This is a genomic window from Anaeromicropila herbilytica (assembly GCF_016591975.1).
In the GTDB taxonomy this organism is placed as follows: domain Bacteria; phylum Bacillota; class Clostridia; order Lachnospirales; family Lachnospiraceae; genus Anaeromicropila; species Anaeromicropila herbilytica.
Genome location: NZ_AP024169.1, coordinates 1,801,418 through 1,828,116, shown reverse-complemented (window position 1 = coordinate 1,828,116; position 26,699 = coordinate 1,801,418). Strand labels below are relative to the sequence as shown.

The following is a 26,699-nucleotide window of genomic DNA, read 5'->3' as shown; positions in this document are numbered from 1 at the left end:
TTTTGGCGTAATCCGGCCGAAAGTATCGTTTATATTTTGTCAAGACTCAAAGTGAAAATAAGAAAGCTAGTGAGTATTTTCGCTTGCTATGAGGCTTGTAAAAAATATGATAAGTTTGTTTTGTAAACTTTTTAAGGGAAAGGTAGCCAAAATTAATAACTATACATCGATATACACTCAGTAAACTAAAATAAGGCTTATGATACTCAACTTTCTTTATTTTATTTCATTTCTTTTAAAATGCACATACCCAATTATTAAGAAAATAACGGTTAATCCTATTCCTACCAAGTAACATGTAATCATACCATTTGTCGTATTGCCAGCCATATATACATGGCGACCTTTTAGATAGCTATTTGACATTAAGTATACTACACAGTGATAGAATAACCAGCGAATTGTCTCAAACTTACCACCTAGAAAATAACCTATTAAAAATGGCAACAGATATACTCCACCGTAGCACAAAAAGACATAGTTTGTATTTGGTGACCAGAAATAAAGGAAATGATATGTTGTAAGTCCTGCTAATAGTAGAGGAAACATACCAATTAAGGCCATAATAAAATCAGTAGTAAATGTGATTCCACTGTCTTCTAAAAATAGATAAGAACCCATCATTGATATCGATACTGTGATAACTCCAACAATCAATAGTCCAACAACATTCACAAACCATTTGCCAAAATAGATGGTACTTCTGCTTACACCAAAAGAAACCGAATTTTTAAGAGTCTTCTCTCTAATTTCTTCGCCTACAACCGTTTGTGGAATTGTTGATAACATAAAAAATGGTATAACCATCATAGATGCTATTGTACTTAAAAGATATCTTGTATTTGCATATGGAAAATTTGGCGTCGCTTTATTGGTTAGAAATAACACAATACATGCTGCTATGACTAAAGCAGAAAATACAGCACTTAATACCCATATGCTTCTTTCACGAAATATTCGATAGAATTCACTTTTCACATAATTAAGCATGTAGACCACCTCCAATTAATTTTAAGAAATACTCTTCTAGGTTCTCACCTTTTTGATAAATGGAGAATACGCGCACACCATGATCTGCGAGTATTTTATTGATCCTATCGCTTTCTTCTAAATAACCATTAATTCGAATATTATTATCCGGCAAGATTGTGTAATCAACATCCTTACAATTTCTTTCTAGAATAACCGAAGCATTTTCTACATTATCCACCTTCACCATAAGATATTTACTACTTTTCTTTTCTAACTCTTCCTTCGTTAACTCCTCGATAATCTTACCATGATCAATAAATGCAAATCGATTAGCTATGGTATGAACCTCGGTTAAGATATGGCTTGAGATAAGAACTGTTATATTTTTTTCTTGATTTAATCTTCTTAATAGACTTCTTATCTCTACAATACCTTCTGGATCCAATCCATTCGTTGGCTCATCTAAGATAAGTAATGCTGGATGTGTCATTAATGCTAACGCTAGACCGAGTCTTTGTTTCATACCAAGGGAAAAATCAGCGAACTTTTTCTTACCTGTATCCGTTAGGTTAACCTCTTCTAATGCTCTTTGAACACATAATCTATCTGGTATTCCTCTCTGTATACGATAGTACTCTAAGTTTTGCTTTGCTGTAAAGTTTGGAAAAAAACCTGGTGTTTCAATGATAGCACCTATTTTTTGTCTCTCGTTTAATAGTTCTCTTTCAGCGCTATATCCAAATAAGAAAATGTCTCCACTATCTGGTCTTAATTGTCCTGTAAACATCTTAAGCATCGTCGTCTTACCAGCACCATTTTTACCAATCAGTGCGTAGATATCGCCCTTTTGAATATGAATATCTGTTGGATGCAATGCCGTGAAATCACCGAAGTTCTTGCTTAACTTACGGGTCATGATAATATTATTGTCTTGCATAATTACTTTCCTCTCTATGACTTCAATTTATAATAAATGACTCAAACTTATTCGCTTCTGTCATTCAACTAAATTAATTATAAAGAAATCATTTTTAATAATCACTTAAGTAAACTTAAAGAAATCATAAAGATTTATTTTATACTTATAATGAAAAGAGAGTTCATTATGCCATCTTAAAACCAATTCCCCATATAGTCTTAATATACTCGTTCTCGTCATATTTTTGCAGTTTAGAACGGATATTACTGATATGTACACTTATGGTATTATCTTCTCCAAGATACGTTCCATGCCATATCTTCTCATAGATCTCAGCCTTTGAAAAGATCTTATCTGGCTCACTCATCAATAATGAAAGAATGTCGAACTCAGAAATGGTAAGACTAATTTCTTGATTCTTCAACTTAACAAGACGATCTTTTTTATTTAAAGTTAAATCCCCTTTTAAATATTCGTCCTTTTCTTGTCTCACTACCGTATTCTGATAACGTCTTAATCTTGCCTCCACTCTTGCAAGTACTTCTTCTTTCTCGAAAGGTTTGGTGATATAATCATCAGCACCCTTATGAAGAAGTGTAACTTTATCTTCTAAAGTAGTCCTTGCAGAAATGATAATTACTGGAACATTACTACCATTCTCTATACGAATCTTATCCATCAGTTCCTCTCCGGTTACCCCTGGAAGCATCAGATCTAATAGAATGAGATCATATTCTTCCATAGATAAACGTAAAAGTGCTTCACTCCCTGAATAAGCTGATACAGGTTCATACTCTGAGTTTTTTAATATATGTACAAGGAGACGATTAATATCTTCGTCATCCTCAATTACAAGAATTTTTCTATTTTTAATCTCAGTATCCATGCTGTTTTTCTCCTTCACATCTTGTCCAAACAAAAAATCACTTCTCTATATATTGTAATTATAATTATCAATATAATTAATCAATACTTGTACCTAATTTTTCTATTCCTATTAAGTGTATCACAAAATGGTTATCTCTACCAGTCCGCTCCTTTAAGTTAGCTTATTATAATAAATAAAGGGCTATCATTCATAACCTGTGATATTAGTTATAAATGATAGCTCCTTAAATATTTAATTTAAATTCTCAATTGTTACAAAATATCAATTAGCTCACCAGATAATGCTTTATTCATACTTCTGACAGCGCAGAATTTTCCGCACATAGAACAAGTATCTTCATGCTCTGGTTTTCTATCTTCTCTGATTTGCCTAGCCGTCTTAGGATCAATGGCACATTCCCATTGGCTTTCCCAATCCAAATTCCTTCTTGCATCAGCCATTCGATCATCAAGCTCTCTTGCTCCTTTTATTCCTTTGGCAATGTCAGCCGCATGAGCAGCTATCTTAGAGGCAATAATTCCTTGTTTTACATCCTCCAGATTCGGTAATGCCAGATGCTCAGCAGGTGTAACGTAACATAAAAATGCTGCTCCAGCCGAAGCCGCTACAGCTCCTCCTATTGCAGATGTAATATGATCATAGCCTGGTGCAATGTCAGTTACCAATGGTCCCAATACATAAAATGGTGCTCCATTGCATATAGTTTGCTGGATTTTCATATTAGCTGCAATCTGATCCAAAGGCATATGTCCAGGTCCCTCCACCATTACCTGAACATCCTTCTCCCAAGCTCTTTTCGTTAATTCTCCAAGCCTTACTAACTCTTCAATCTGACACACATCGGATGCATCTGCTAGACACCCCGGCCTGCAAGCATCCCCAAGTGATATTGTCACGTCATATTCACGACATATCTCAAGAATCTCATCATAATATTCGTAAAAAGGATTTTCCTGACCTGTCATACACATCCATGCAAATACTAAGGAACCGCCACGAGAGACAATATTCATTTTTCTTTTGTGATTTTTTATCTGTTCAATTGTTTTTCGTGTTATTCCACAATGTAAAGTCACAAAATCAACACCATCTTTTGCATGTAGTCTTACCACATCAATAAAATCCCTAGCTGTAAGCGATCCCAAATCTCTCTGATAATGTATTACAGAATCATAAACTGGAACTGTACCAATCATTACAGGACATTCCGATATAAGTTTTCTTCTAAATGGTGCAGTATCCCCGTGGGATGATAGATCCATAATTGCATGAGCTCCCATATTTACTGCTTCCATTACTTTTTTCATTTCCACATCATAATTTTTACAATCTCTAGAGACTCCAAGATTTACATTAATCTTTGTACTAAGCATGGAGCCGACTCCCTGTGGATCTAGACATTTGTGATTTATATTAGCGCATATTACTACTTTACCTGACACAACTAATGGAAGTAGCTCTTCCACTTTCATCATTTCTTTTTCGGCTACCGTTTTCAATTCATGCGTTATAATCCCTTTTCTTGCAGCTTCCATCTGTGTTGTATATTCTCTCATTATAAAATATCCTCCTGCTTTATATTCCACATATGATTTAATGGTCCATTTCCTTTTCCAAGATCAAGCATAGCTTCCAATGCACCTGTTACGTACTCTTTAGCTAACTGAATTGCTTCTTCCAGATCTTTTCCTTTTGCAAGTTCTGCCGCAATGGCGCTAGACAAGGTGCATCCAGTACCATGAGTATTTAAGTTATGTATCCTCTCTCCTATAAACCATCTATATTTCTTATCGTAATACAGTAAGTCATTTGCATTCTTTTCACTATGACCACCCTTACATAAAACTGCACATCCATATTCTTTGCTAAGAAGCTCAGCTGCTCTTACCATATCCATTTCATCTCTTATTGTGATTCCAGATAATACAGAAGCCTCCCATAGATTCGGTGTCAATAACGCCCCGTGAGGAAACAGTTTATCTTTCATAATATTAATTGTTTCCTCACGAATTAATCTAGAACCACTTGTTGCTATCATAACTGGATCTATTACTATATTCTTAGCATGATAATATTCTAGTTTATCCGCTATAGCTCTGATTAGATCTGGTGATGGTACCATTCCTATTTTCACTGCATCTGGATATATGTCAGTGAATATACTATCAAGCTGCTGTTCTAAGAATTCTTTAGAAACTTCCATGATGCTCATAACACCGGTTGTATTCTGAGCAGTAAGTGCAGTTATTGCACTCATGGCATATACTCCATTTGCTGTCATTGTTTTCATATCTGCCTGAATACCTGCTCCACCACTGGAGTCGCTTCCTGCAATTGTTAACGCTGTTTTCATCATTTTCACACTCTCTATATACGTTTATATCTATCTTATTTATTTATATTTGCTAAATCATCTACTAACATCTGCTCCGTTAACTGTTTCAGTTCTTTAGACGCCTCCACAATGTCTGAACTTGCAAAAATTGCGCTTATTACGGCTATCCCGTATATTCCAGTTCCAGATAGTTCTAGCACATTATTTTTATTAATACCTCCAATTGCAACCACTGGAATATTCACAGAGTTACATATATCACTCAATACTTTACGTGTTACTTCCTCTGCATCCTCCTTAGTTCCTGTAGGAAATACTGCTCCTACCCCTAGATAATCTGCACCCTTTTTCTCTGCCGTCACAGCTTGTTCAACGGTCTGTACCGATACTCCAAGAATTTTGTTCATTCCTATTAGTTTTCGAGCATTTAAGGCTTCCATGTCTTTCTGACCAACATGAACTCCATCTGCATCTGTTTTAATAGCAATCTCTACATTATCATTTATAATAAAAGGTACTTTATATTTCTGACATACATTTTTTATCTCTTTTGCTTCTGCTAAAAAAGTTTGATCATCTAACTCTTTTTCTCTAAGTTGAAGGAAAGTTGCTCCTCCAATGATTGCTTTTTCTATTTGACTAACAAGGGTATTATCTCCAATCCATGATCTATCTGAGATAGCGTACAAAAGAAGGTCATTTTTATCGAATTTCATACTTTGCTCCTCTTTCTAACGTATCTCCATCCATTCGATAGATTGCATCAATGATTCTTGTTCTATAGGTGGCATTACCATCCGTAGCTTGCATATTTCTCCATCCAATTTCTCCTGCAAGTCCCATAGTACAGGTTGCTGCTGCTATGGCTTCAAGTACATTATCTTGATTAGCTGCCATAAATGCTGTCATCATTCCAGACAGCTGACATCCTGTACCCGTTATTTTTCCCATTTCAGTTCTTCCATTTCTTATAACATAGCTTTGATATCCATCGGTTATTATATCAATTGCTCCTGTAACAGCGATTATACTATTTACTCTCTTCGCATATTCCTTAAGGAATATTATCGTATGATCAAGAGATTCTTCTGTTACCGAATCCGTTACATCAGCATCTACTCCCTTGGTACTTCCATTTCCTAATGCCAGTGTCTTGATCTCCGAAATATTTCCTTTGATTACATCAAATTTAATCTCTTCTATTAACTGAATAGAGGTAGTTGTACGAAGTCGACTAGCTCCTGCTCCTACTGGATCAAGCAGTACTTTATGCCCCAGCTCATTTGCTTTCTTACCAGCTAGAAACATAGCCTCTATGGTATTTTTATTCAAAGTCCCAATATTAATATTTAATCCATTACAGATAGATATTAGATCTTTAACATCCTCAATCTCATCGGACATAATTGGACTTGCCCCACAGGCTAGAATTACATTAGCCACATCATTCACCGTAACGTAATTTGTTATATTGTGAATAAGTGGTTGCTTTCTCCTTACATTTTCAATACAATCTTTAAACATATTATCTCCTTTCAAATAGAACCCGAGATTATGTCAACAAAAAAATGCATGGATACCCTATGAAAGTATACATGCATTGTGTGCAAAATATCCCTACGTTGGCATTATCCAAATCAGGTTATGGGTCAAAGCATACAGCTTACTCTCAGCCCGCTTACTGCGAGCCCCCCTTGTTGTTTTTTCTAAATTGTACCAGAATAATTATTTTCCGTCAATCATGTTCTTTAGAATTTAAATGTATTAATATTAACCCCTTCACAGTATTCTTTTAAAAATATAGATTAAGATTAGTTTATTAAATCTCATTGAATGAATATCTCTTTTACAAAACGAGATACTAACTTTGTTAAGGTTAGAGAGGACTATTGTAACTTATAACCCTCAGACCCTAGCTAATTAGATAACTAAGAAAGGGAATAAACAATGAGTAAACAATCTAATCAACGTTATAGAAAAGAACTAGATAAGAAAAATAGTACAAAGGATTCGGTTACAAGCAAGGGAACCAATGCTGGTGCTAAAAATAATAGTCCGGATGGTGATTACGCTGCACCATCTTCCAGTACTATAAAATAACTAGACAAATTAATGATCATTTTTAAAAGGTGTGTGAACCTCTTCACATACCTTTTTATAGTGTACTCATGTTAGATGCTAAAAGTAATAACCATCTTTAGCCCCAGGTAATTGCGAAACATAATTACGAAACTGGTTATTTTGTTGCATTTTAGCTGAAGAATATTGGAATCTATTGTAATATTAAGTTTAATTTTGTAAATCTGTATAGAATTCTATACAGATTTTGTAATTATTTGTATGTTTCGTGCATTGACGAAACCAAATCGAAAATTTAAACTGTAGTTGTTTGCAAGCTTGCTAATAAAATACTGAATAAATGAACTATTTATGAACTATTGTTCAATAAATATAACGAATAACTCATTGTTCAAACCTATTCAAAGGAGGATATAATGATTAATAAGAATTTCAAAAAATACATATTTTCAACATTACTAGCATTTTCCCTATCAGGAACATTTATGTTAACTACGACTGTAAACGCTCAGGTCTCTGTAATATCCGACACCACTGTTGAAGAATTTGATAGTACTCTAAGCACTTCAAAATGGCATCCAGAAGGATATTATGGTTTTAATAAGCCAACAGTAACTACCGGTAAACTTTCTGTCACATGCGATGGAAGTACTTTTCAGGCGGACGGGGTTACTTTGAGTGCTACTTCATACGGTTATAGGACATATTCAACATCCCTAACCTTACAACCAAATACACCTTATGTTATGTCAGGTTATGTCAGAGCTACCGATGTTACAATAAACCCTAATCATATAAAAGATGGAAGAAGCCCTTTCGGATTTTCTATTAGAGATGATGATTATGGCGATTCATCAAACCAAAAAACAAAAACCACACTTTTACTAAACTCAGAAACAAATAGTACAGACGGATGGAAAAAACTAGACTTCCATTTCATTTCTAATTCATCTGGTAATACAATTCTTGAATGCCATCTAGGTAGCTTCTACTGTGATGCCAAAGGAACAGTCGAATTTGCAGGTGTTACATTAAAAGAAGATTCTAGCTACAGGAAAGTTTCTTTCTCAAACTTTGCAGCTGCAGTTCCTGTAAGTCAACTAGAAAAATATTCTGTAAGCGATGTAGCATTAGATAATTGGGGGGCTAAACTCAACGATGCAGCACAAAAATTACAACAACTAACGGGTAAAGTTAGAGGAGTAACTCAGTGTTACTTTCATAACAATCAATCCTTAGATAATGATTACGGTGAACCTTATGCATGTGCAGGTGCACCTTGCCATTTTCGCACAGATGCTTCCGACGATACTATGAAAACTGCCCCTAATCAAGATGCTGTAGTACATGGACAACTTCATGAAATTTCACATACGTTTAACACTGACTATAACCGTGTATGGAACTTTAATGATGAAATATTTACGAACGTCCGAGCTACCTATGCTGTCGTAGAAAATAATACAAAGGTGGTTTGTCTCCCTAATATAGTTCCATATCAAGGAATAAAGTATAAAGACTTCTATGATGATGCATGGAAAAATTATATAACCCCTACAGAAGATAAGACCACACATGAAATGGTTTACCCATACTCAAAAGGTTACGAGCTCTTTGCTATGGCTGATGTTTATTTGAGAATGGTATACGGTGATGCTTCTGATAATTTACCTGCACTTGGGTGGGGCGTATTTACTGAATTCTTTACAAACGGAGCTTCTTACAATCCTACGAATAAAATCCAGTTAAACCCTAATTTAAATTACTCTGATGATTTTAAAGTATTTACCAACAGTTTGAATATTATTGGACAAATTGCAGGAAAGAATCCTTATGAAATTGCTAGATACATTCCAAATGCTATGTATTGGAACTGGTTAAATAATCCTTCACAATATCCTTTTGTACCTATCAATTAATTGCTGGTGGAATGTTATAGAAAAGAACTAGATAAATGAAATAACTGATTATTTTAAAAAGGTGCGTGAACACTTCACACACCTTTTTACTACCTAATTCTATTTTATATCATTCTATTATTTCTAGAACAAACTTAAAGTATTGTAGTTACTTTCTTTTTGAAGCGACTCATCCATGCTGCTAAGCCAAGCAATAGTAAATTAGCCAGTACACATAGAATACATTTAAAACGATATCCGGTAAGTAAGATATCTCTTGGCATTCGCTCACAATTATTTTTATTTATGATACTATCTTGTATCTCTTTCTGTTTATTGATATAGAATTGAAAATCAGACCATTTTGTTGGTATAAATTGACTTGGCACGTGAATTGTAATGGGAAAAATTCTATATATTATAAAACCGATTACTATAGTAAATAAGCCATAACTAATACATATGAATAATGATTTGCGATTTTGATAAGTAATCTTTATGTACATTACTATAATCAAGACGGTTAAGATTAATATAGGTAGCTTATAAAACCACTGTAGAAACCAAGAGGTTATCTCTCCATCAATCATAGCATCCGGTTCAGGCGCTCCTTGATCGATTAGCAAATTTTTAAATATCTCGCCCTCATTATCTGCAAGATTATTCTTCACATTGTTCTGATAAATGGCTTCTACATTTTGATATAAATAATCATCATCTTCAATGGGTAGAAGCATCATCGTATCTTTCGCTTTAACAACTCCTCGAACAATATATTCTTTTCCTTTCCATATAACAACATTATTCACCGCATTTATTGTCCCATATAAATCAAATGCTGTTTTTGAATCCATCACGCAGCCTTTATCATCCTTCATACTTGCAAAAGCCCCTGAAAGAAAAGTCATAGGTACCACCTCTGACATACTACCGTTAACCTCAATTACATTTGTTTTCACAGTTATATCCGTTATTTTATTCTTGATAATCTCATTCTTTAATCGATTCCACAATGTTATCTCTGGTTTCTCAGAAACTTCTGAATTCTCAAGATTACTCAGAGCTTTCTCTATTATTTTAGATGATACACTAGCTTTCTCATACCTTAAACTAACCGAAGATAGATTATCTTTCACATAATTTGCGAGGCACATACTAAGAGCTATTAGAGTAAAGAATAAAAATAGTCCAACCACCTTGTAAGCAGTACGTTTTTTCCTCATATGAATTCCCCCATTACTGCTCTAATCTGACACGATCGTTCTCATTTATATTTTTATTACTACTAATAATAACATTGTCATCAACAGAAAGAGAGCCTTCCACTGCTGCCATTGTATCATCTTTTTCTACCACATCTACTGGAACTTTAACGGCTAATAACTCATCTCCTAGTATGGTCTTTTTCGGTTGTGTAATCAGACAGTAAGCATCGTTTCCTTCTGAACGGATCGCAGTAAGTGGCACACAAATATCATAGAGGTCAGAGTTCTTAGTAATGTTAGCTTCTAATGTTGCTCCTGGGATATATTCACCTTCTGGCATAAGTGCAGTTATTTTTGTTAGTTCCTCTGATGTTCCATCCTCCGCCACTGAATCGCTGGCACTAGAATCCGTAGTTGTATTCTGTGTTCCTGTAGTAAAGCTAATGTCTTCTACTTGAACTGTGATCTTATCCTTCTTTCCCTTAGCGGTAAGTTCGATATCATCTCCGATTGATACATATTCACCTTGCTCCTTAGGTACTGTTATTAAGATTCCATATCCTCCAGTATCAATCACTACGCTATTATCAGCTGCGGATTTTTTACCCTCTTCAAATGATATTTGATCTACTGTTCCGGATACTGGTGCCTTTACCTTACCATTGTTTTTTTGTATTTCTAATAATTCACTAACCAACTCTTTCTTAGCATCTAAATCAATCTGAATTGCTGATACACGTAAGATAGCTGCTGCTTCTTGTTTTTGAAAAGTTTCTTCATTTAATCCATCTTGTTCCTTGGCTTGATTTTGATCTAATTTTGCGGCTTCTAGTGCTCTCTTTGCCGTATCAACTGCCTTTTTTGTTGTTTTTATATTCTCTTTTTTAGTGTCCAACTCATTCTTTGCAGTATCAATAGCTTGTTTTTGCGACTCGGCTGCATCCTCTTTATCATAAGTTCCGTTATCAATACTATCGATTATTTCTTGTAACTGATCTAATTTATCTTGTTCTATCGACAAGGCTAGTTCATTTTTCTTGTCAATAGATTTACAATTTTCTTCCGCATCCATAATTTTTCTATTTGCATCTTGTAAATCTTCCTGATGTTTTTTATAGCCATTGGTTCCATATATACTTTTCTTTACGTTCTCTAATGCATTTTGTATCTTGTCTGTATTATTACTTGCTTTTACAGTGATATAGTTATTTAGTTCTGTTCGTATACAATTCTCTTTTTTCTTCACTTTACTAAGATCATCTTCTGCATCAGATACCGCTCTTTTTGCTGTTGTTACTGCATTTTGATAAGCTGTTAGATTATCTGCACTTTGTGGACTGAATAAGTCAGTTTGTGCATTCAATAAATCCTCCTTTGCACGAGCTAACTTCTTCTCTAATGAAGCTCTCTGGTCCTTATAGTTCTCGTATGCTTCCTGATCTCCATACGCAATTATAAATAGATTCTCTAAAGCGTCATTTGTTTGCTTTTCATCCTTGCCATTGTAAAAAACATAATCATCTAGAAACTCTTTTATATTAGAATCGATTGTCTGCAAATCGGACAAAGTTTTCTTAGCAGAATCTAATGTCTCATTTGCATTTTTTAAAGATTCTTCATTGGATAATTGAATATTTTTATAACTCTTTTCTTCTGCTCTATATTCTCTCATCTTATTAATATATACTTGTTTCACATTCTTAGTTAATGCCTTCTGATAGGTATTCTGAGCTTGTTTCACTTTATCTTCCGATTCCCTATAACTTTTCTTTGCATCTAGATAATCCTCCTTGGCACTATCTAGATCCAGCTTTGCATTACGATACAATAGGTCGGCTTTTTCCTTCGTACTAAGATTCGAATCAGTTACACTAAGTTTCTCTTGTTCCATTTGATTTTCATATTTCTCTGCTTCTCTATTTGCTGTTTTTAATGCTTCATTGACATCGGTTTGATCCAATGTGAATAGAACATCTCCCTTTTTAACTTCCCTTCCAGCTTCAACATTAATCTTATCTACTCCAATACCATCTTGCACTTTTACATATTTTTTTGCATCCGCTGTAATAGTTCCAGTTCCTTCAATATTAAAAGTAAGTGTACTACTCTTAGGGCTCTGCGTAGATACTCTTGCAATCGTAATAGAATCTGCTACTCTAGATAACACCGTAAGCGCAAACATCATCGCAAAAAAACCGATTAACAATCTTCTTGCTTTCTCTTGAAGTGTTAACTCCTTTTTATCTATTTCAACCTCACTAACGATTTCTTTATCATTTCTATCTTTTATGAAATGCCCTATTTCAGTTACGAACTTCAAGTTATTACCTCCTTTTTACTTCAAACTTGGCATGGTTATATGTCACTCTAACATCCCTGCCTTCGACTTGCTCGCAGGCCTAAATTCAACGTGTGAAATGGTTTTATTTCACACTAATCAAATCTGTTGCTAATTCCTCCCACAGATACATGCCCTGTTCCATACCTTGCCGGTAATTTGCACAAAATAGAAAAGCGAGTGCGCCTTTTGAAATGTATTAGAAGTTCCTTTCTTGGTTAGGATGTCAAAAGTCTTTCTTAATCTAAATTGTGTATATTGATGTATAATTATTAATTTTGGCGTAGTCCGGCTGAAAACATTGTTTTTATTTTGTCAAGACTCAAAGCAAAAATAGGAACGTAAGTGAGTATTTTAGCTTGTTTTGAGGCTTGTAAAAAATATAATGAGTTTGTTTTATAAACTTTTTGAAGGAAAGGTAGGCAAAATTCATAATTATACAGCAATATACACTCAGTAAACTAAATAAGACTTTTGGCATCCTAACCTGAAATAGAACTTCTTATACATTTCGAATGAAGCATGAGCTTTTCTATTTTGTGCAAATTACCTAGAACACCTAACCTACAGGGCATTCGCCTTATGAAAAACTCTACTCCTTAAGCCCAGAAGCCTTGATCCCATCTTCTAGATAACTTTGACCAAATAAGAAGATCAATAGCGCTGGTAACATCATAATGACAGATGCCGCCAAGGACACTCCCACATTATCTGTGGCTATATTTGGTAAATACAAGGATAATGGCCAATTAGATTTATCATCAAGAAAAGTTAATGGTGGCTCAATAGCATTCCACTGTTCTAAAAAGCCAAGAACCAATGCTGACATAATGCCTGAATTGCCAAGTGGAATTCCGATCCTTATAAATATATTCCATTCATTTGCACCATCAATCTCAGCAGCTTCAAATAAATCAGCTGGAATAGAAGAAAAGAACTTCATCATAATAAATACAGGAAAAGTTGCAAATATAGCTGGTAAAATAATTGCAAAATTCGTATCTAATAATTTCAAATGATCAAGGACCAAATAACTTGACACCATCGTTACCTGAAAAGGCATAATCATTAGTGTAATATATACGGTAAATATGATCTTCTTTAATGGAAATTCAAATCTTGCAAATGCCCATGCCGCAGGAACACCTATCAATAATTGACCTATTAATATAGGAATTACTTGCTTACAAGAATTCCAAAACATTGCAAAAAATGCAGGTGAATCAAGCAATAGTTCAATGTAAGGACGAAAGGTTGGATACTGTGGTAATATAGGCCAAAAAGCTTTTCCTTTGCCATCTGATAATACTGGTGCTAGATTTCTAGTTATCTCATTTTTACCTATAAAAGATCCACTAATAACCATCCATAGCGGAATGATAATAAGAAATGCAAATAGCAATAGAATCAAGGCAGCAATATTCTTCTTAATAAAATTCCTGAAATAGTTCATTAGGCACCATCCTTTCTCACCATTTGCGATCAATTATTTGGAGTAATAATATAAATAGTAATATCACACCCGCCATAATGACTGCACCTGTACACATTTTCTGAATATCCAAAGACACAAACCAATTACTAAAAATATGTTGTAGCATATAGATACTCTCATGTGGATAATCCCCTGCAATTAAATAAGCTTCTCTAAATACTTTAAAAGAATTCACCATCGATAATACTGCAGTGATATAGATGGTTGGTAAGAGTTCTGGTATTGTAATGTAGCGAAGTCTAGCAAATGCTCCTGCTCCATCCATTTTTGCAGCTTCATACAGGGAAACAGAGATTCCAGAAAGCCCAGCCAACCATAATACCATATCATAACCTGTATTCTTCCATATGTAACTGAATACTAATACATAAAACGCCTTATCCGTATTCATAAAATCAATTGCTGTTCCACCAAAAGCGGTTATCACTACATTGATTAAACCGCTCTTATGAAAGAATACTTTCCATAGTAATACAACGGATGCCACTGGAATTGCCATTGGTATTAAAAAAGTAGTTTTAAAAAACTCACCTTTTTTCTTAATGCTACCAAGCATCACTGTAAATAGAAGGGATATGGTTAATAATAATGGAATACATATCCCCAAGAATTTACCAGTATTCTTGGCAGCAAGCAAGAAAGCTTCATTATGTAGTACAATGCTATAATTCTTCAATCCAACAAATTTACCACTCATTGCTTCGTAAAATGATCTTCGAAAAGCATCAAGAAATGGAATCAAAACAAAGACTGCTACTCCAATAAAACTAGGCGCAAGAAAAAGATAAGCTGTTCTTACTTTCTTCATCTTATAATGATGTATCTTTTTACTCGATATACCCTTTCCTTTAGAATTAGGGGCATGAATTCGTTTTTCGATGCTTCTATTTTTGTGAATACTGAGTACATTCACTTTCATCTGTCCCCCCTTACATATCAATATGAAGTGTATGATATACAATATTATTCAATTGATATTTTTTACCATTCTTTCACTACTCACTTACTATAGTTTCTTTATTCTTGTAAATAGGTCTTTGCCTTCTCTATGATCTGATCTGCAGCTGTCTTACTATCAGACTCTCCGCTAAGATAAGGAATAATTTCTTTACTTATCATATTGAAAAGTACTTCATCTACTTGGACTGGAGTTGTTACAGTTTTGCATAAATCAAGAATCTTTTGCATCTCTTCTTTACTCGTCTGTTCAACTGTAAAACCATTCCCCCCACCAATCATATCATCATATTCCATCCCAAAATTCACTAATGCTTTTGCATTCACTGGGAACCCATCACCTAACTGTACTTTTTGTACATTTTCTGCAAATAATGTCTTCATAAATTCACCTGCCAGATCTTTTTGATTACTAGCATTATTGATGCCAACAAGACCACTTGGCATAAATTCATGATTAACCGTTGTGAAAGCTCCATCTATTTTATTTACAACTATGGAAGGTGCATAAGTCTGAGCCATAGACCAGATATCAGCTAACTGAAGAGACGCTTTTTTATCAAACAGTAATTGTGAATCTGGTTCATTCCAATAATCTGCTACTTGATCCATTGTTTCTTCTGATTTCTTTGGTGCTACTTTCACTGCTTTAGTCTGGTCACTAATTAACTTTAACTCATCTAGAAAACGTATTAACTTTTCACGATTAAATCCTTTATCCGTTAGAAATTGATTGGAATATAATCGAAATAGGTTAGTTGTTAAATCAGAATAGGATAATCCCTTATCACCAAACAATGGTATCTCACTTGAATTTTTAGCGTAATCTGCTAATGTATCCACAGAATCTACAGATGCAACCGCATCTTTACTACCATAAGCAACCATTAAGTCATATCGAATTGGTATACTATATATTTTTCCGTCTTTCTTGTATGAATCAACGATATTACTTAACAAGTCACCTTTTTTCTCTAATGGTGTGATAATATCACTTAGATCAGAAAGTACACCTTTTTCGATGTAGGAATCTACAGGCATTCCATCTAATACTAAGACATCTGCTCCTTTTCCTGCTAATAGTTCTGTATTAATTTTCTTGATATAATCCGTCGATGTGGTCCCATCCTCATCACTCATAAGAGCTTTATAATCCACTTTTACATCTTGATTTTTATGTTGATAGTCAACAATTGCCTGTCTTACCGTATCATTTTCCTCTAAGGATACAACTGTTAGAGTCTTACTTGGCGTGGTAGGGGTATTCTTATCGTATACATAATATTTCATCTGGGCTAATCCATTGGAATCAGAATATAAAATATAGAAATCATCTTTATCCCCTCGAATCACTGAGTTAACCCACATGGATGGCATACTCATGGAAGCCAAAGCTCCATCTAAGATGGTTTCCCAAGAGTTTCCTCCCTTAACCATTCGATGTATACCTGCTCTATTAACCATATACCAATTCCCTTTTGAATCATATGTATAGGTTCCATTCTGTGACTTATCTAATGGAGCCCCGGATAATATATTTCCTGTCGTCACATCAATAATAACACCCGAATCCATTTTTTCGTTCATACCTAATAGTTGATTACCATTGAGGGCATAATCAGTTCCGCCAATTTTAAATGTAGACGTCTCTTTTCCCTTTTTATATAAAGAAAAAGAATCAATGTGGTTAACTAATATAGAGTTATCTTTTAGGACATTAAAATGATATAAGATTTTACTATAATCTACGTCTTTCTTATAATCATCAATTACCACATTCTCGCCATTAATATTATCCTTGCTTTTTAATATTTTTACTTCAATAGAGTTTGGTTTATTTTTATTGAAAGCAATATACTTTGTTCCATCAGGTGCATACGTTACATCAAAGTCTCCACCTTTTCTATTCATCCATTTTGGTACACTTTTCACCCATTTATTTTTATCTAAGGTGTATTGAATAATATGTTCGTTTCCTTTGTCTTTCCAAGGTTTCGCATACAGTTCAATCTCCCCCTTAGGATTCTTAATGATCTGTGTCGCCCATTCTTTACCTGCTTCTATGGCTTCTGGCATCGCAACTGACTTCTCTATGTATCGCCCCATTGCTACATTTTTGACTTCTTTTTTATCATCGTTCTTACTACATCCAGTTACTGATGTAATAGTAAAGATTATACTGAAACCAATTGCTAATATCTTCTTGCAATTCATCCTTTCTACCTCCAAGCTTATCTAGTCTAATGTTAGGTTCTTATATTTATTCATTTAGATAAGCCTTTGTCTTTTCCATAATCTTATTTACTGTAGAATCCAAGTCTGCATTGCCACCTATATAAGCTTCTGCTTCTGTTTCAATCATATCTAATAGTGTCTGGTCAATCGCAATCGGAGTCGTAACTGATCTGCAAAGTTCTAATATTTTTTGCATCTTTTCTTTACTTGGCTGTGTTACTTCTAGACCATTCGTGGTTGTTAAGATAAAGTCATCATAAGCCAATTCATAGTTTTCTAATGCTTTTATGTTTACAGGGAATCCATCTCCAAGTTCCGCTTTCTGAACTTTTTCACTATATAATTCCTTAATAAATTTAGCAGCAAGTTTCTTTTGACTGCTGGCATTATTGATACCAAGGAATCCGCTTGGAATATATTTTCCATCTATCGTATCATAATCGCCTTTGGTTATATCCAATACTTTAAGTGGTGCAAATATACAGTACATATCAGAAATATCAGTAAGACCTAACAAACTAGTCTTGTCGTATAACATAAGAGATTTTTCCTCATTCATCATATTTTCCTGCCAAATAGATTCCTCGTCCAATTTGCCACTTTTTGATTTTGATTGATCTGCTATTATTTTTGTCTCTTTTAAGAATTCAGTTAGAACATCTTTATCAATGTTATTATCTTTTATCATATCATTTGAATAATATTTATACAGTTTCGTAATCAAGTCTTTATTTATAACCCCCTCACCAAATATAGGCGTCTTTGCACTATTTTTTGCATATGTTCCTAAATCTTTAATGGATTTTGTTGCACTTACTGCTTCTTTATCTCCGAAAGCAAATGTTACACTGTATTTAAGAGGAATGGAGTAAATTTTACCATTCTTTTTAGAATTCTCTATAATATTTTTGTTCACTTCTTTTTTCTTAATCAGTGGATTAATGATATTGCTAAGATCAGCAAGTACTCCCTTTTCAATATAGGAATCTACTGGTAGTCCATCTAATAAAATGATATCGGAACCTTTGCCAGCTAATAATTCTGTATTGATTTTCTTAATATAATCAGATGCTGTTGTTCCGTCATCTTCACTCATGAGTACTTTATAGTCAACTTTTACATCTTGATTCTGATGTTGAAAATCAGAAATTGCTTGCCTTACTGTCATATTGTCTTCCAGTGATACAATTGACAATGTCTTACTTGGAGTGGTTGGTACATTTTTATCATATATGTAATGCTTTATCTGTCTGAATCCATTGCCACCCGATTCATACATGACATAATAGTCATCTTTCTCTCCACTTACAATACTATTTGGACTCATGGAAGGCATACTCATAGAAGCTAATGCGCCATCTAATATTGTCTCCCAGCAGTTCCCATTCTTTGTCATTCTATGAATACCTGTATTGGAAACCATCTCCCAGTTACCCTCTTTATCTGCTGTGAACGCTCCATTGCTTGATTTACTTACAAATGGAATCTCAGAAATTGTTTTACCAGTTGTGACATCTACTTGAATGCAACCATCTTGTTTGGCATTCATACCTAATATAGTACTTCCATTCATTGCATATGTATAATCGCCTAATTCAAAACTACTCGTTACTTTCCCATCTTTGTAAACAGACCATTTTCCATAAAAATTCAGTAAAATAGAGCCATCCTTTAATACTTCGATTGCGTCAGGTCTTCTATTATAACCAACATCTTTTTTATATTCTTTAAAATCAAGCTCTTCTGCTTTTTCTCCATCCGTACTTTTTAATAATTTCACTTTTACTTTATCATCATTAATATTTTTAGTCCATATTGCATACATAGTTCCATCGGGCGCATAGGATACATCAGATACTCCACCTTTTGGATCACCCAATTCGTTTTCATTGAGCCATTTTGGTACTGATCTAGTCCATGAATTATTAGAATCTAGTGTATATTTTATACTAGATTCCCCTTCTTTTGGTTTCATTGGAACACTATAGATTTCTAGTTTACCCTCAGGATTTATCTTCATTAAGAAGGCTATCTCATCTCCTGATTGTACAGCTTTTGGCATATCTATGGTTTGTTCCATATAACGTCCCATTGCCACTTCTTTCTCTTTCTTTTCTTTTCCTGTGTTACTACAACCTGTCATTGTACCTATAATAAGTACAATAGACAGGAGTATTGTCATTTTCTTCTTCCACTTCATATTGCTTCCTCCAATTTTCAGCAACTACTTCTTCCATTTTCATTGCTATCCTTTGTTATACAGTGTCTTCATAAGAAAACCCTATCAACGTTTTTATCTTATCAGGAATTTCTCTAAAAAAACTTTAAGCTTTAAAGATTTATTAAAGGATTTTTCAATCGAATTATGCTAGACTATAGTTATCCAAAATATACCACAAATCACCTGAAAGGAAGACCTATTATGAGGTTATTAATTATAGAAGACAATAAAGATTTATGCGATAGCATGTGCTTTCATCTACAGAATGAAGGATATACAACTGATTCTTGTTACACAGGCGAACATGCCTTATATTATGCACTTCAACAATCTTATGATGTAATCATATTAGATCGAATGCTTCCTGTAATGGATGGATTATCGATTCTAAAATCAATTCGTAATAAAAATATCAATGTGCCAGTCATTATGGTTACTGCAATGGATGGGCTACATGACCGAATTGATGGATTGGATTCTGGTGCAGATGACTATTTAGTAAAGCCATTTGCCATTGAAGAATTACTTGCAAGAATTCGTGCTCTTGCCAGACGTCCACAGAAAATTGAACAAACCGAACTTCTCACATTTTCTAATCTTATATTAGATGTGAAAGGGCAATCGATATTGGCAGATGATAAATCATGCTCATTATCAAAAAGAGAGACTGATCTTCTTGAATACTTTATGCGATGCAGTAATCAGATTATCTCAAGAGAAATCATCTTATCCCATGTATGGGGCCCAGATAATTTTGTAGAAGAAGGAAATCTAGATAATTATATACACTTCTTAAGGAGACGTTTAAAAACAGTGAATGGTAATGTACAGATTAAAACAATTCACCGTGTTGGATATCGCCTAGAAGAGCTTCAAGGAGAAGCATAGTATGTTACATAAATTAAAAATAAAACTTATCATAATGAATACCGCTATTACTAGCATCATTCTTAGTATTGTAATCATTGGAGCTTGTTTCATTAATATCTCTCAATATAAACAGAATAATCTGGATAACTTTAAGGAATTACAAGATTCTATCGTATATAAATGTCAAACAGATAATACGATTAAAAATGCTTGGCTATCCAATCTAGAATCCAAAAATAAAGCAATCATACATATAGAGGATAATGGAATCCCATTTTTCTTTCGAGGCTCTTGGAATCCCTCAACGAAAAGAGAAGTAATGATTAAAAAGGCTCAAAAAGTAGCCTTAAAAGAGGGGGTTGATACAACTCAATATACGACTGCATCATATAAGAACTCTACCTCTGTCTTTCATCTGACTGGCAAGCATGGTGAACCCACCTATGCTTCTGTTTGCATTATACCTACCGATAATGGATATATGAGTTTAACTTTAATTCAGTTTTTTCCACATGAGAAAGCAAGAATGTATCTGCAAATATTACTCTTTATAGGAATTGATCTCATAGGTAGCTTCGCTTTATTTCTTGTTAGCTGCTTTTTAATAAATATAGCATTAAAACCTGTAGTAGAAAATCAGAAGAAACAGAATGAATTCATCGCTGCTGCTTCTCATGATCTTCGCTCGCCTCTTGCAGTAATTCAAACCAATTCAACTGCCCTCCTAATTGAGGGCGCTGAACCCAAACGGTTTATTCCAAAGATCATTGAGGAATGTACCAGGATGTCAAGACTGATTAGCGATATGCTTATTCTAGCTTCTTCCGATGCCAAAACCTGGCAAATCCAAAAGGAAGAAATTGATACAGAGACTTACTTAATCGACCTTTACGATTCCTTCTCTTCCTTCTGTCAGAAGAAGGAGCATAATCTATCTTTAGATTTTCCGGAGGATTCACTTCCAAAAATCAATGCTGATAAAGGAAGGCTGACCCAAGTATTGAGTATTCTAATAGACAATGCGATTAGTTACTCTCCTGCGAAAAGTATGATTACTCTTCGACCATACTATCGAAAATCTATTTTCTATATTGAAGTGGAGGATCAAGGAATTGGTATATCAAAGGAAGAGAAAGAAGCTATATTTGACCGCTTTTATCGTGCAGACAAATCTCGTAATGATAATTCCCATTTTGGTCTAGGTTTAAGCGTTGCAAAAGAATTGATGGAGTTGCAAAACGGTAAAATCGGGGTGAAAGACACTGCAACAAGCGGCGCTACTTTTGTTATTGAGTTACCATTATAGATACTTCCTTAAAACTTCCCAGTAACAAATATAGGCATAAAAAAGATTGAATATTTATCTTTCAATCTTTTTTTATTTTTTGGAAAGTTAACTTGACATTTACATTATCTAGTAATATACTTTATGTAAAGTTAGCTTTCCATTCATTACAAACATACCCTAGCAAGCTTTTACCTCAAATAAAACAGCATGTGAGTTTCGTGATATGTGAAGTTATAAATAGATTGTAAGAAAGGTAAGGTAGAAACGTGAAAAACAGATTGGAGGAACTTAGAAAGCAGCGAGGAATCAGGCAAGAAGAACTGGCAGATATTCTAGAAGTCTCAAGACAAACAATAGGTTCTCTTGAAAATGGGCGTTATAATCCCTCAATTTTACTCGCATTTAAAATAGCCAAATTTTTTAACATGAGTATCGAAGAAATCTTTATCTATGAGGAGGATGTAAAATGACAACAACAAACAAAATGACTAAGTATATCTTACTAACAACATTAGGCCTTATTCTAATAGTATCCGGCGCTATTATAGCAAAAATCACTAGAGATGCTGATGGTATTCTTCTATCGCTACCCTATGTTATGATTGGTATCGGTAGTGGTATATTTGGCCAGAATCTTGGTATGATTATAAATATCATCAATATGAAAAAATATCCAGAAGAAGCTAGAAAAAAAGAAATTGAAGTAAATGATGAACGTAACATTGCCATTCGTGATAAAGCAAAAGCTAAAGCATATGATCTTATGGTTCTTGTATTTGGTGCACTTATGCTATCTTACGCAATGACTAATTCTAATTTATACGTTATTTTATCTTTTGTGATTGCCTATTTATTTGTAACACTTTCAAACATCTACTTTATTAATAAATTACAAAAAGAAATCTAATCTTGCTATTGATTCACCGTTATAATGACCTGCCGTTAATCCTCTCAGGATATTTGTACAAAATTCTGAAAGGTTTTCAGCAGGTCATTTATGAACGAATCATTATATATTACTTTCATTAAATCTCTCCGTATTCTATGCTTACAACTATTATAGAAAATCAAGAAAGACCATAACCAGTATAATAATTATAATCTCCTATACTTTTTCAATGAAAGTACATTGATACCAAATAGTACAATAATAAATATCACTAATCCAGTCAGGAAAGGTGTAATATCCATCAATCCTTTCCCTTCAATCATTACTTTATCAAGTGCAGTTGATGTATAGTATATTGGGATGATATATTTTAGATTGCCTAATCCAAGTGGTATTGTATCTATTGGTATCAATCCAGAATAGAAGATCTGTGGGATAATGACAATTGGTATGAATTGAACCATCTGTAATTCATTATTTGAGAAGATAGAGAATAATGCTCCCATAGATACTGCTAAAAATGACATTAATATCATAACCAAAATACATAGGAACACAGAGCCCTCAACGTGAATCCCTAGTACATATACGGTAAATAAAATAATAAGAACACTCTGGACGGCTGATATGATTCCATACCCTAACGTATAGCCACCAATTACTTCAAATCGACTTATTGGTGTCATTAACATTCTCTCTAATGTCTGTGAAAATCTTTCTCTTACAAATGACATACCAGAAAGTAGAAATACAAAGAAAAAGGAAAGCACCCCTAAGAATACATAACTTAGGGAATCTAATTGATTCTCGTCATTTGTTTCATATAGATAATGAATGACCGGACTAATTTTCATTGGTGCAAGCTTTTCATTCGTATTTTGAATTACTTTTAACGCCTTTGCTGATTTTGTATTCTTTCTTTCCAATGTAATATGAATTCCTTTAGAATCCTTCCAAGCAATTGCATCTACCTTATTTTCTTCTAAATAGCTATTTTCCTTAGGTAGTTTTGTTAGCTTCGTTATACTTGCTTTCTCCTCCAATTGCTCTACATATGCTTTATCCATAGAATAAACTGCAATATGAGGAGTATAATCAGAATCCCCTAGTATAAAATATAATAAAGTTAACACCAATAAAGGTGCAATAAGTAATAATCCTAACGATCTTTTATCATTTTTAATTTGAATTAATATACGCTTTAATATACATAACATATCCTATCTATCTCCTATCTCTTGCTTCATATGTTCACTCATTTTCTCCCAGAAAGAAGAGTTCTTCAATTCTTCCATCAGTTGTTGCTGATAACAGGTTCTCCACCGTATCATTTGCAATGATATGCCCGTTTCTTAATAACGCAGCATGGTCGCATTCTAGAACTTCATCCATGACATGTGTTGTAACCAGAATCGTAGTTCCTTGTTCTCTTATTTTTTTAAGGTAGTTCCATATATTCTTTCTTAAGACTGGGTCTACTCCAACCGTAGGTTCATCTAGTAATAATAGTTTTGGTTGATGAATCAATGTGATTGCTAGTGATAACCTTTTCTTCATTCCACCGGAATAATTACGCACTAATTTCTTTTTCTCATTACTTAAACCAACTACTTGGAGTACTTCCTCTGCATTTTCTATAAATGTCGTTCCCTCTATTTTCTGTAAACCTGCAAAGAACTTAAGATTATCCCATGCTGTCAGTTCATCATATAATGCATCATTCTGAGGCATAAATCCAATTCGGCTAAGAAGTGTTCGATTCGGTACTTTCATTCCATCGATGATAACCTCTCCCTTTTCTGCATTGATTGCTCCCATAATAATTCGAAGTAGTGTTGTCTTACCAGATCCTGATGCTCCTAGAAGACAAAATATTTTACCAGAATCAATGGTCATAGATATTTGATTCAAGACTTTATTTTTTTGAAAATACTTTTCAATCTGATTTACTTCTATATTCATTTCCTCATTTCCTTCCTTTTTTTATTTACACACTTTGCTGTTCTATTTTCAGTTTTATTATAAAATCCTAATCAATTCATTTCAATCAACACACTTTGTAAATGTGTTGGATTTTATGATGTAAATTAAAATTGAATCTATTCCTTTATTGTTATATGATTGGTTCATAATTATTAATTTTAACGTTTGGAGAATAGCATGAATCAAATGTCGACTACCGCTCAGATTACTCGTCAAAACATAATCGATGCCTTCTGGCAACTTTATTGCAAGAAAACAATAGAAAAAATAACAGTAAAGGAAGTCTGCCAAGTTGCAGGCTATAATCGTTCCACCTTTTATGTATATTTTAAAGATGTGTATGAAATCTTAGAAGTAATTGAAGAAAATACTGTAACAGCAGAAGATTTTGAAACAAGTATATTAAAACAAGTGTATCAATACCATGCCTCCCAAAAGCATATTATTATGTATCATCTTCTACAATTTTTCGAGAATAATAAAAAATATCTTCCAGTGCTACTTAGTGAAAATGGTGACCCTAAGTTTCGCCAGAAGATATTAAAAAAATTAAGACCTATTGTATTTGCTAGTTTTCGTGAATTAACCGACGAAGAAATAGCAAAAGCAGATTATATCATGGAATATCAAAGTGCAGCGGTGCTAAATACCATAGCAAAATGGTATAACAATGGAAAAGATATTCCTTTAAAAGATTTTATAGATTTACTAATATCGATTACTACAAACGGTATTCAAAGTGAATTATTAAAATACAGAAAGTAGTATAATTGTAATCTTTTACATATTTTGGATCTATTTATTCAAAAATCAATAATTAACAATTATTATTATGATTATCCTTTAAAATATCAATTACTTCTGAGAGATTATTTCGTTTTGCATATAAAATACGACTAATCTCTTCATCTGGTTGCCATAGATCAGGAATCATGATTGGCTTACATCCTGCGCGATATGCTGCAAGTAAGCCATTCCTTGAATCCTCTAAGGCATAACAACTGTCTGGCTTTACACCCAATAATTCACTTGCTTTTTGATAAATCTGAGGATCTGGTTTTGATTTCTCCACCATATCTCCACCAACCACTACATCAAAATATTCTAATATTTTTGCATTGTTTAGATGATGTTTTACTTTCTCTATGTAGGTTGATGATGCTGCTCCAATTTTATAATGATGTTCTCTTAGGTAGCTTAATAGTTCATAGAGACCTGTCTTTACAGGAACATCATTCTCACTATAATAGTGTTCAAAGAATTCATTGGTATAAAGGTCTAGCTCTTCTGCTTTAAATACCTCACCATATTCTTCTTTCCATACTTCCCTACTCAAGATACGATTCATACCAAGAGTTTTAAGAACCATATGTCCAGTTTTACCAAGTCCCATCTTCTCTCCAGCATAATCCCATGCTAGCATCATCAATCGTTCTGTATCAAACATTAATCCGTCCATGTCAAATATAACCGCTTTTATCATAAATTAGTACCTTTCTTGTATTCAGTTTTAATGATGTTGAGGTCAAATACCTTTAATTTAGTGTACTGAGTGTATATCGCTGTATAATTATGAATTTTGCATTCTAACCAATCTTATAATTTACTTTTTATTTATTCTATCATAAATCTACATTCAATTCTATTCCTAACGATAAATTACCATGAATGCAAACTCCCTTACCATAAGACACTAGCGATCTTTAATTTTTTATTATCCTTAATAATCACCATATGGTTAACACCATACTCAACAACTTCTTTTCCACCTCGACAATATTTCTTTTCATATCTACTACTTACTAAAAATGTGTCTCCCTCTTCGATATGCTGATATCCTAGCTGTCTCTCATGAAAACCTAACTCAAATAATTGTGGATATTGTTTTATGGCAATTCTAAATTCGTCTATATGTTGTTCTAAGTTTTTCTGTATGATAATTTCGTTATCTTTTTCCATCAAAACTGCATTTGAGATAAATAATTCTTTAAACTCAGTTTCTTTAAATTCTTCATCTTTTTCAAATGAGATGACTTGATAAAAATTATCTAAAAATCTGTCTAACATAATAATGTCTCCAATTCTTTTTTATAAATATTTACTTATTTATTCTAGTATAAAATAAC

Annotated in this window: 24 protein-coding genes and 1 riboswitch; of the genes, 7 read left to right on the top strand and 17 right to left on the bottom strand. The window is 33.6% G+C overall.

All coding sequences use genetic code 11. From position 1 onward, the window contains the following. Positions 1-216: 216 nt before the first annotated feature. The 7 genes from bsdtb5_RS07740 to thiM form a co-directional block, all read right to left on the bottom strand. The gene (locus bsdtb5_RS07740) at positions 217-990 is read right to left on the bottom strand and encodes an ABC transporter permease subunit (protein ID WP_271715455.1); all 774 of its coding nucleotides are present in this window, start codon (positions 988-990) and stop codon (positions 217-219) included. Continuing rightward, entirely contained in the window at positions 983-1,909 is a 927-nt protein-coding gene (locus tag bsdtb5_RS07735) for an ABC transporter ATP-binding protein (protein WP_271715454.1), read from the bottom strand. Before bsdtb5_RS07735 ends, bsdtb5_RS07740 begins: the two co-directional genes overlap by 8 nt. A gap of 166 nt (positions 1,910-2,075) precedes the next feature. After that, entirely contained in the window at positions 2,076-2,777 is a 702-nt protein-coding gene (locus tag bsdtb5_RS07730) for a response regulator transcription factor (protein ID WP_271715453.1), read from the bottom strand. 254 nt (positions 2,778-3,031) lie between these two features. Continuing rightward, positions 3,032-4,336, bottom strand: a complete 1,305-nt coding sequence (gene thiC / locus bsdtb5_RS07725; protein ID WP_271715452.1) for a phosphomethylpyrimidine synthase ThiC — start codon at positions 4,334-4,336, stop codon at positions 3,032-3,034. Continuing rightward, positions 4,336-5,133 (bottom strand): bifunctional hydroxymethylpyrimidine kinase/phosphomethylpyrimidine kinase, encoded by a 798-nt coding sequence (gene thiD, locus bsdtb5_RS07720; RefSeq protein WP_271716065.1) that lies wholly within the window; start codon positions 5,131-5,133, stop codon positions 4,336-4,338. Before thiD ends, thiC begins: the two co-directional genes overlap by 1 nt. Positions 5,134-5,168: 35 nt before the next feature. Beyond that, positions 5,169-5,831 carry a thiamine phosphate synthase gene (thiE, locus tag bsdtb5_RS07715; RefSeq protein ID WP_271715451.1) on the bottom strand — a complete coding sequence of 221 codons (663 nt, stop codon included), beginning with the start codon at positions 5,829-5,831 and terminating at the stop codon, positions 5,169-5,171. Continuing rightward, positions 5,818-6,639 (bottom strand): hydroxyethylthiazole kinase, encoded by an 822-nt coding sequence (thiM, locus tag bsdtb5_RS07710; RefSeq protein WP_271715450.1) that lies wholly within the window; start codon positions 6,637-6,639, stop codon positions 5,818-5,820. Before thiM ends, thiE begins: the two co-directional genes overlap by 14 nt. A 73-nt stretch (positions 6,640-6,712) precedes the next feature. Next, a riboswitch (TPP riboswitch) is annotated at positions 6,713-6,820 on the bottom strand. Between the two features lie 242 nt (positions 6,821-7,062). Here thiM and bsdtb5_RS07705 point away from each other — a divergent pair. Together bsdtb5_RS07705 and bsdtb5_RS07700 are read left to right on the top strand one after the other, a co-directional pair. After that, a complete protein-coding gene (locus bsdtb5_RS07705; RefSeq protein WP_271715449.1) occupies positions 7,063-7,215 on the top strand; it encodes a hypothetical protein in 153 nt (50 codons plus the stop codon). Positions 7,216-7,610: 395 nt separating this feature from the next. Continuing rightward, positions 7,611-9,113, top strand: a complete 1,503-nt coding sequence (locus bsdtb5_RS07700) for a hypothetical protein (protein ID WP_271715448.1) — start codon at positions 7,611-7,613, stop codon at positions 9,111-9,113. A gap of 134 nt (positions 9,114-9,247) precedes the next feature. Here bsdtb5_RS07700 and bsdtb5_RS07695 read toward each other — a convergent pair whose 3' ends face one another. The 6 genes from bsdtb5_RS07695 to bsdtb5_RS07670 form a co-directional block, all read right to left on the bottom strand. Continuing rightward, positions 9,248-10,315 (bottom strand): ABC transporter permease, encoded by a 1,068-nt coding sequence (locus tag bsdtb5_RS07695; RefSeq protein ID WP_271715447.1) that lies wholly within the window; start codon positions 10,313-10,315, stop codon positions 9,248-9,250. Between the two features lie 13 nt (positions 10,316-10,328). Then, a complete protein-coding gene (locus bsdtb5_RS07690; protein WP_271715446.1) occupies positions 10,329-12,617 on the bottom strand; it encodes a biotin/lipoyl-binding protein in 2,289 nt (762 codons plus the stop codon). A gap of 610 nt (positions 12,618-13,227) precedes the next feature. Then, a complete protein-coding gene (locus bsdtb5_RS07685) occupies positions 13,228-14,067 on the bottom strand; it encodes a carbohydrate ABC transporter permease (RefSeq protein WP_271716064.1) in 840 nt (279 codons plus the stop codon). Between the two features lie 37 nt (positions 14,068-14,104). Then, positions 14,105-14,938: a carbohydrate ABC transporter permease gene (locus bsdtb5_RS07680; protein WP_271716063.1), complete on the bottom strand. Its 834-nt coding sequence runs from the start codon at positions 14,936-14,938 to the stop codon at positions 14,105-14,107. A 209-nt stretch (positions 14,939-15,147) separates the two neighbouring features. Continuing rightward, positions 15,148-17,301 (bottom strand): ABC transporter substrate-binding protein, encoded by a 2,154-nt coding sequence (locus bsdtb5_RS07675; RefSeq protein ID WP_271715445.1) that lies wholly within the window; start codon positions 17,299-17,301, stop codon positions 15,148-15,150. A gap of 46 nt (positions 17,302-17,347) precedes the next feature. Continuing rightward, positions 17,348-19,522 (bottom strand): ABC transporter substrate-binding protein, encoded by a 2,175-nt coding sequence (locus bsdtb5_RS07670; protein WP_271715444.1) that lies wholly within the window; start codon positions 19,520-19,522, stop codon positions 17,348-17,350. 222 nt (positions 19,523-19,744) lie between these two features. On the opposite strand from bsdtb5_RS07670, the gene bsdtb5_RS07665 reads away from it, so the two are divergent. The 4 genes from bsdtb5_RS07665 to bsdtb5_RS07650 all read left to right on the top strand — a co-directional run bounded on the left by bsdtb5_RS07665 (position 19,745) and on the right by bsdtb5_RS07650 (position 22,608). Then, a complete protein-coding gene (locus bsdtb5_RS07665; RefSeq protein WP_271715443.1) occupies positions 19,745-20,431 on the top strand; it encodes a response regulator transcription factor in 687 nt (228 codons plus the stop codon). Between the two features lies 1 nt (position 20,432). Beyond that, positions 20,433-21,719, top strand: coding sequence for a sensor histidine kinase (locus tag bsdtb5_RS07660; protein WP_271715442.1), 1,287 nt, complete (start codon positions 20,433-20,435; stop codon positions 21,717-21,719). Between the two features lie 248 nt (positions 21,720-21,967). Next, positions 21,968-22,171, top strand: coding sequence for a helix-turn-helix transcriptional regulator (locus tag bsdtb5_RS07655; protein ID WP_271715441.1), 204 nt, complete (start codon positions 21,968-21,970; stop codon positions 22,169-22,171). Next, the gene (locus bsdtb5_RS07650; RefSeq protein ID WP_271715440.1) at positions 22,168-22,608 is read left to right on the top strand and encodes a hypothetical protein; all 441 of its coding nucleotides are present in this window, start codon (positions 22,168-22,170) and stop codon (positions 22,606-22,608) included. Before bsdtb5_RS07655 ends, bsdtb5_RS07650 begins: the two co-directional genes overlap by 4 nt. Before the next feature lie 188 nt (positions 22,609-22,796). Here bsdtb5_RS07650 and bsdtb5_RS07645 read toward each other — a convergent pair whose 3' ends face one another. Both bsdtb5_RS07645 and bsdtb5_RS07640 read right to left on the bottom strand, forming a co-directional pair. Beyond that, positions 22,797-23,807 carry an ABC transporter permease gene (locus tag bsdtb5_RS07645; protein ID WP_271715439.1) on the bottom strand — a complete coding sequence of 337 codons (1,011 nt, stop codon included), beginning with the start codon at positions 23,805-23,807 and terminating at the stop codon, positions 22,797-22,799. A 34-nt stretch (positions 23,808-23,841) separates the two neighbouring features. Next, a complete protein-coding gene (locus tag bsdtb5_RS07640) occupies positions 23,842-24,552 on the bottom strand; it encodes an ABC transporter ATP-binding protein (protein ID WP_271715438.1) in 711 nt (236 codons plus the stop codon). A gap of 198 nt (positions 24,553-24,750) precedes the next feature. On the opposite strand from bsdtb5_RS07640, the gene bsdtb5_RS07635 reads away from it, so the two are divergent. Further along, entirely contained in the window at positions 24,751-25,338 is a 588-nt protein-coding gene (locus tag bsdtb5_RS07635; RefSeq protein WP_271715437.1) for a TetR/AcrR family transcriptional regulator, read from the top strand. 52 nt (positions 25,339-25,390) lie between these two features. On the opposite strand, the gene bsdtb5_RS07630 is transcribed toward bsdtb5_RS07635, so the two are convergent. Then, positions 25,391-26,056 carry an HAD family hydrolase gene (locus bsdtb5_RS07630; RefSeq protein ID WP_271715436.1) on the bottom strand — a complete coding sequence of 222 codons (666 nt, stop codon included), beginning with the start codon at positions 26,054-26,056 and terminating at the stop codon, positions 25,391-25,393. A 197-nt stretch (positions 26,057-26,253) separates the two neighbouring features. Then, positions 26,254-26,640 (bottom strand): hypothetical protein, encoded by a 387-nt coding sequence (locus tag bsdtb5_RS07625; RefSeq protein WP_271715435.1) that lies wholly within the window; start codon positions 26,638-26,640, stop codon positions 26,254-26,256. Positions 26,641-26,699: the final 59 nt, after the last annotated feature.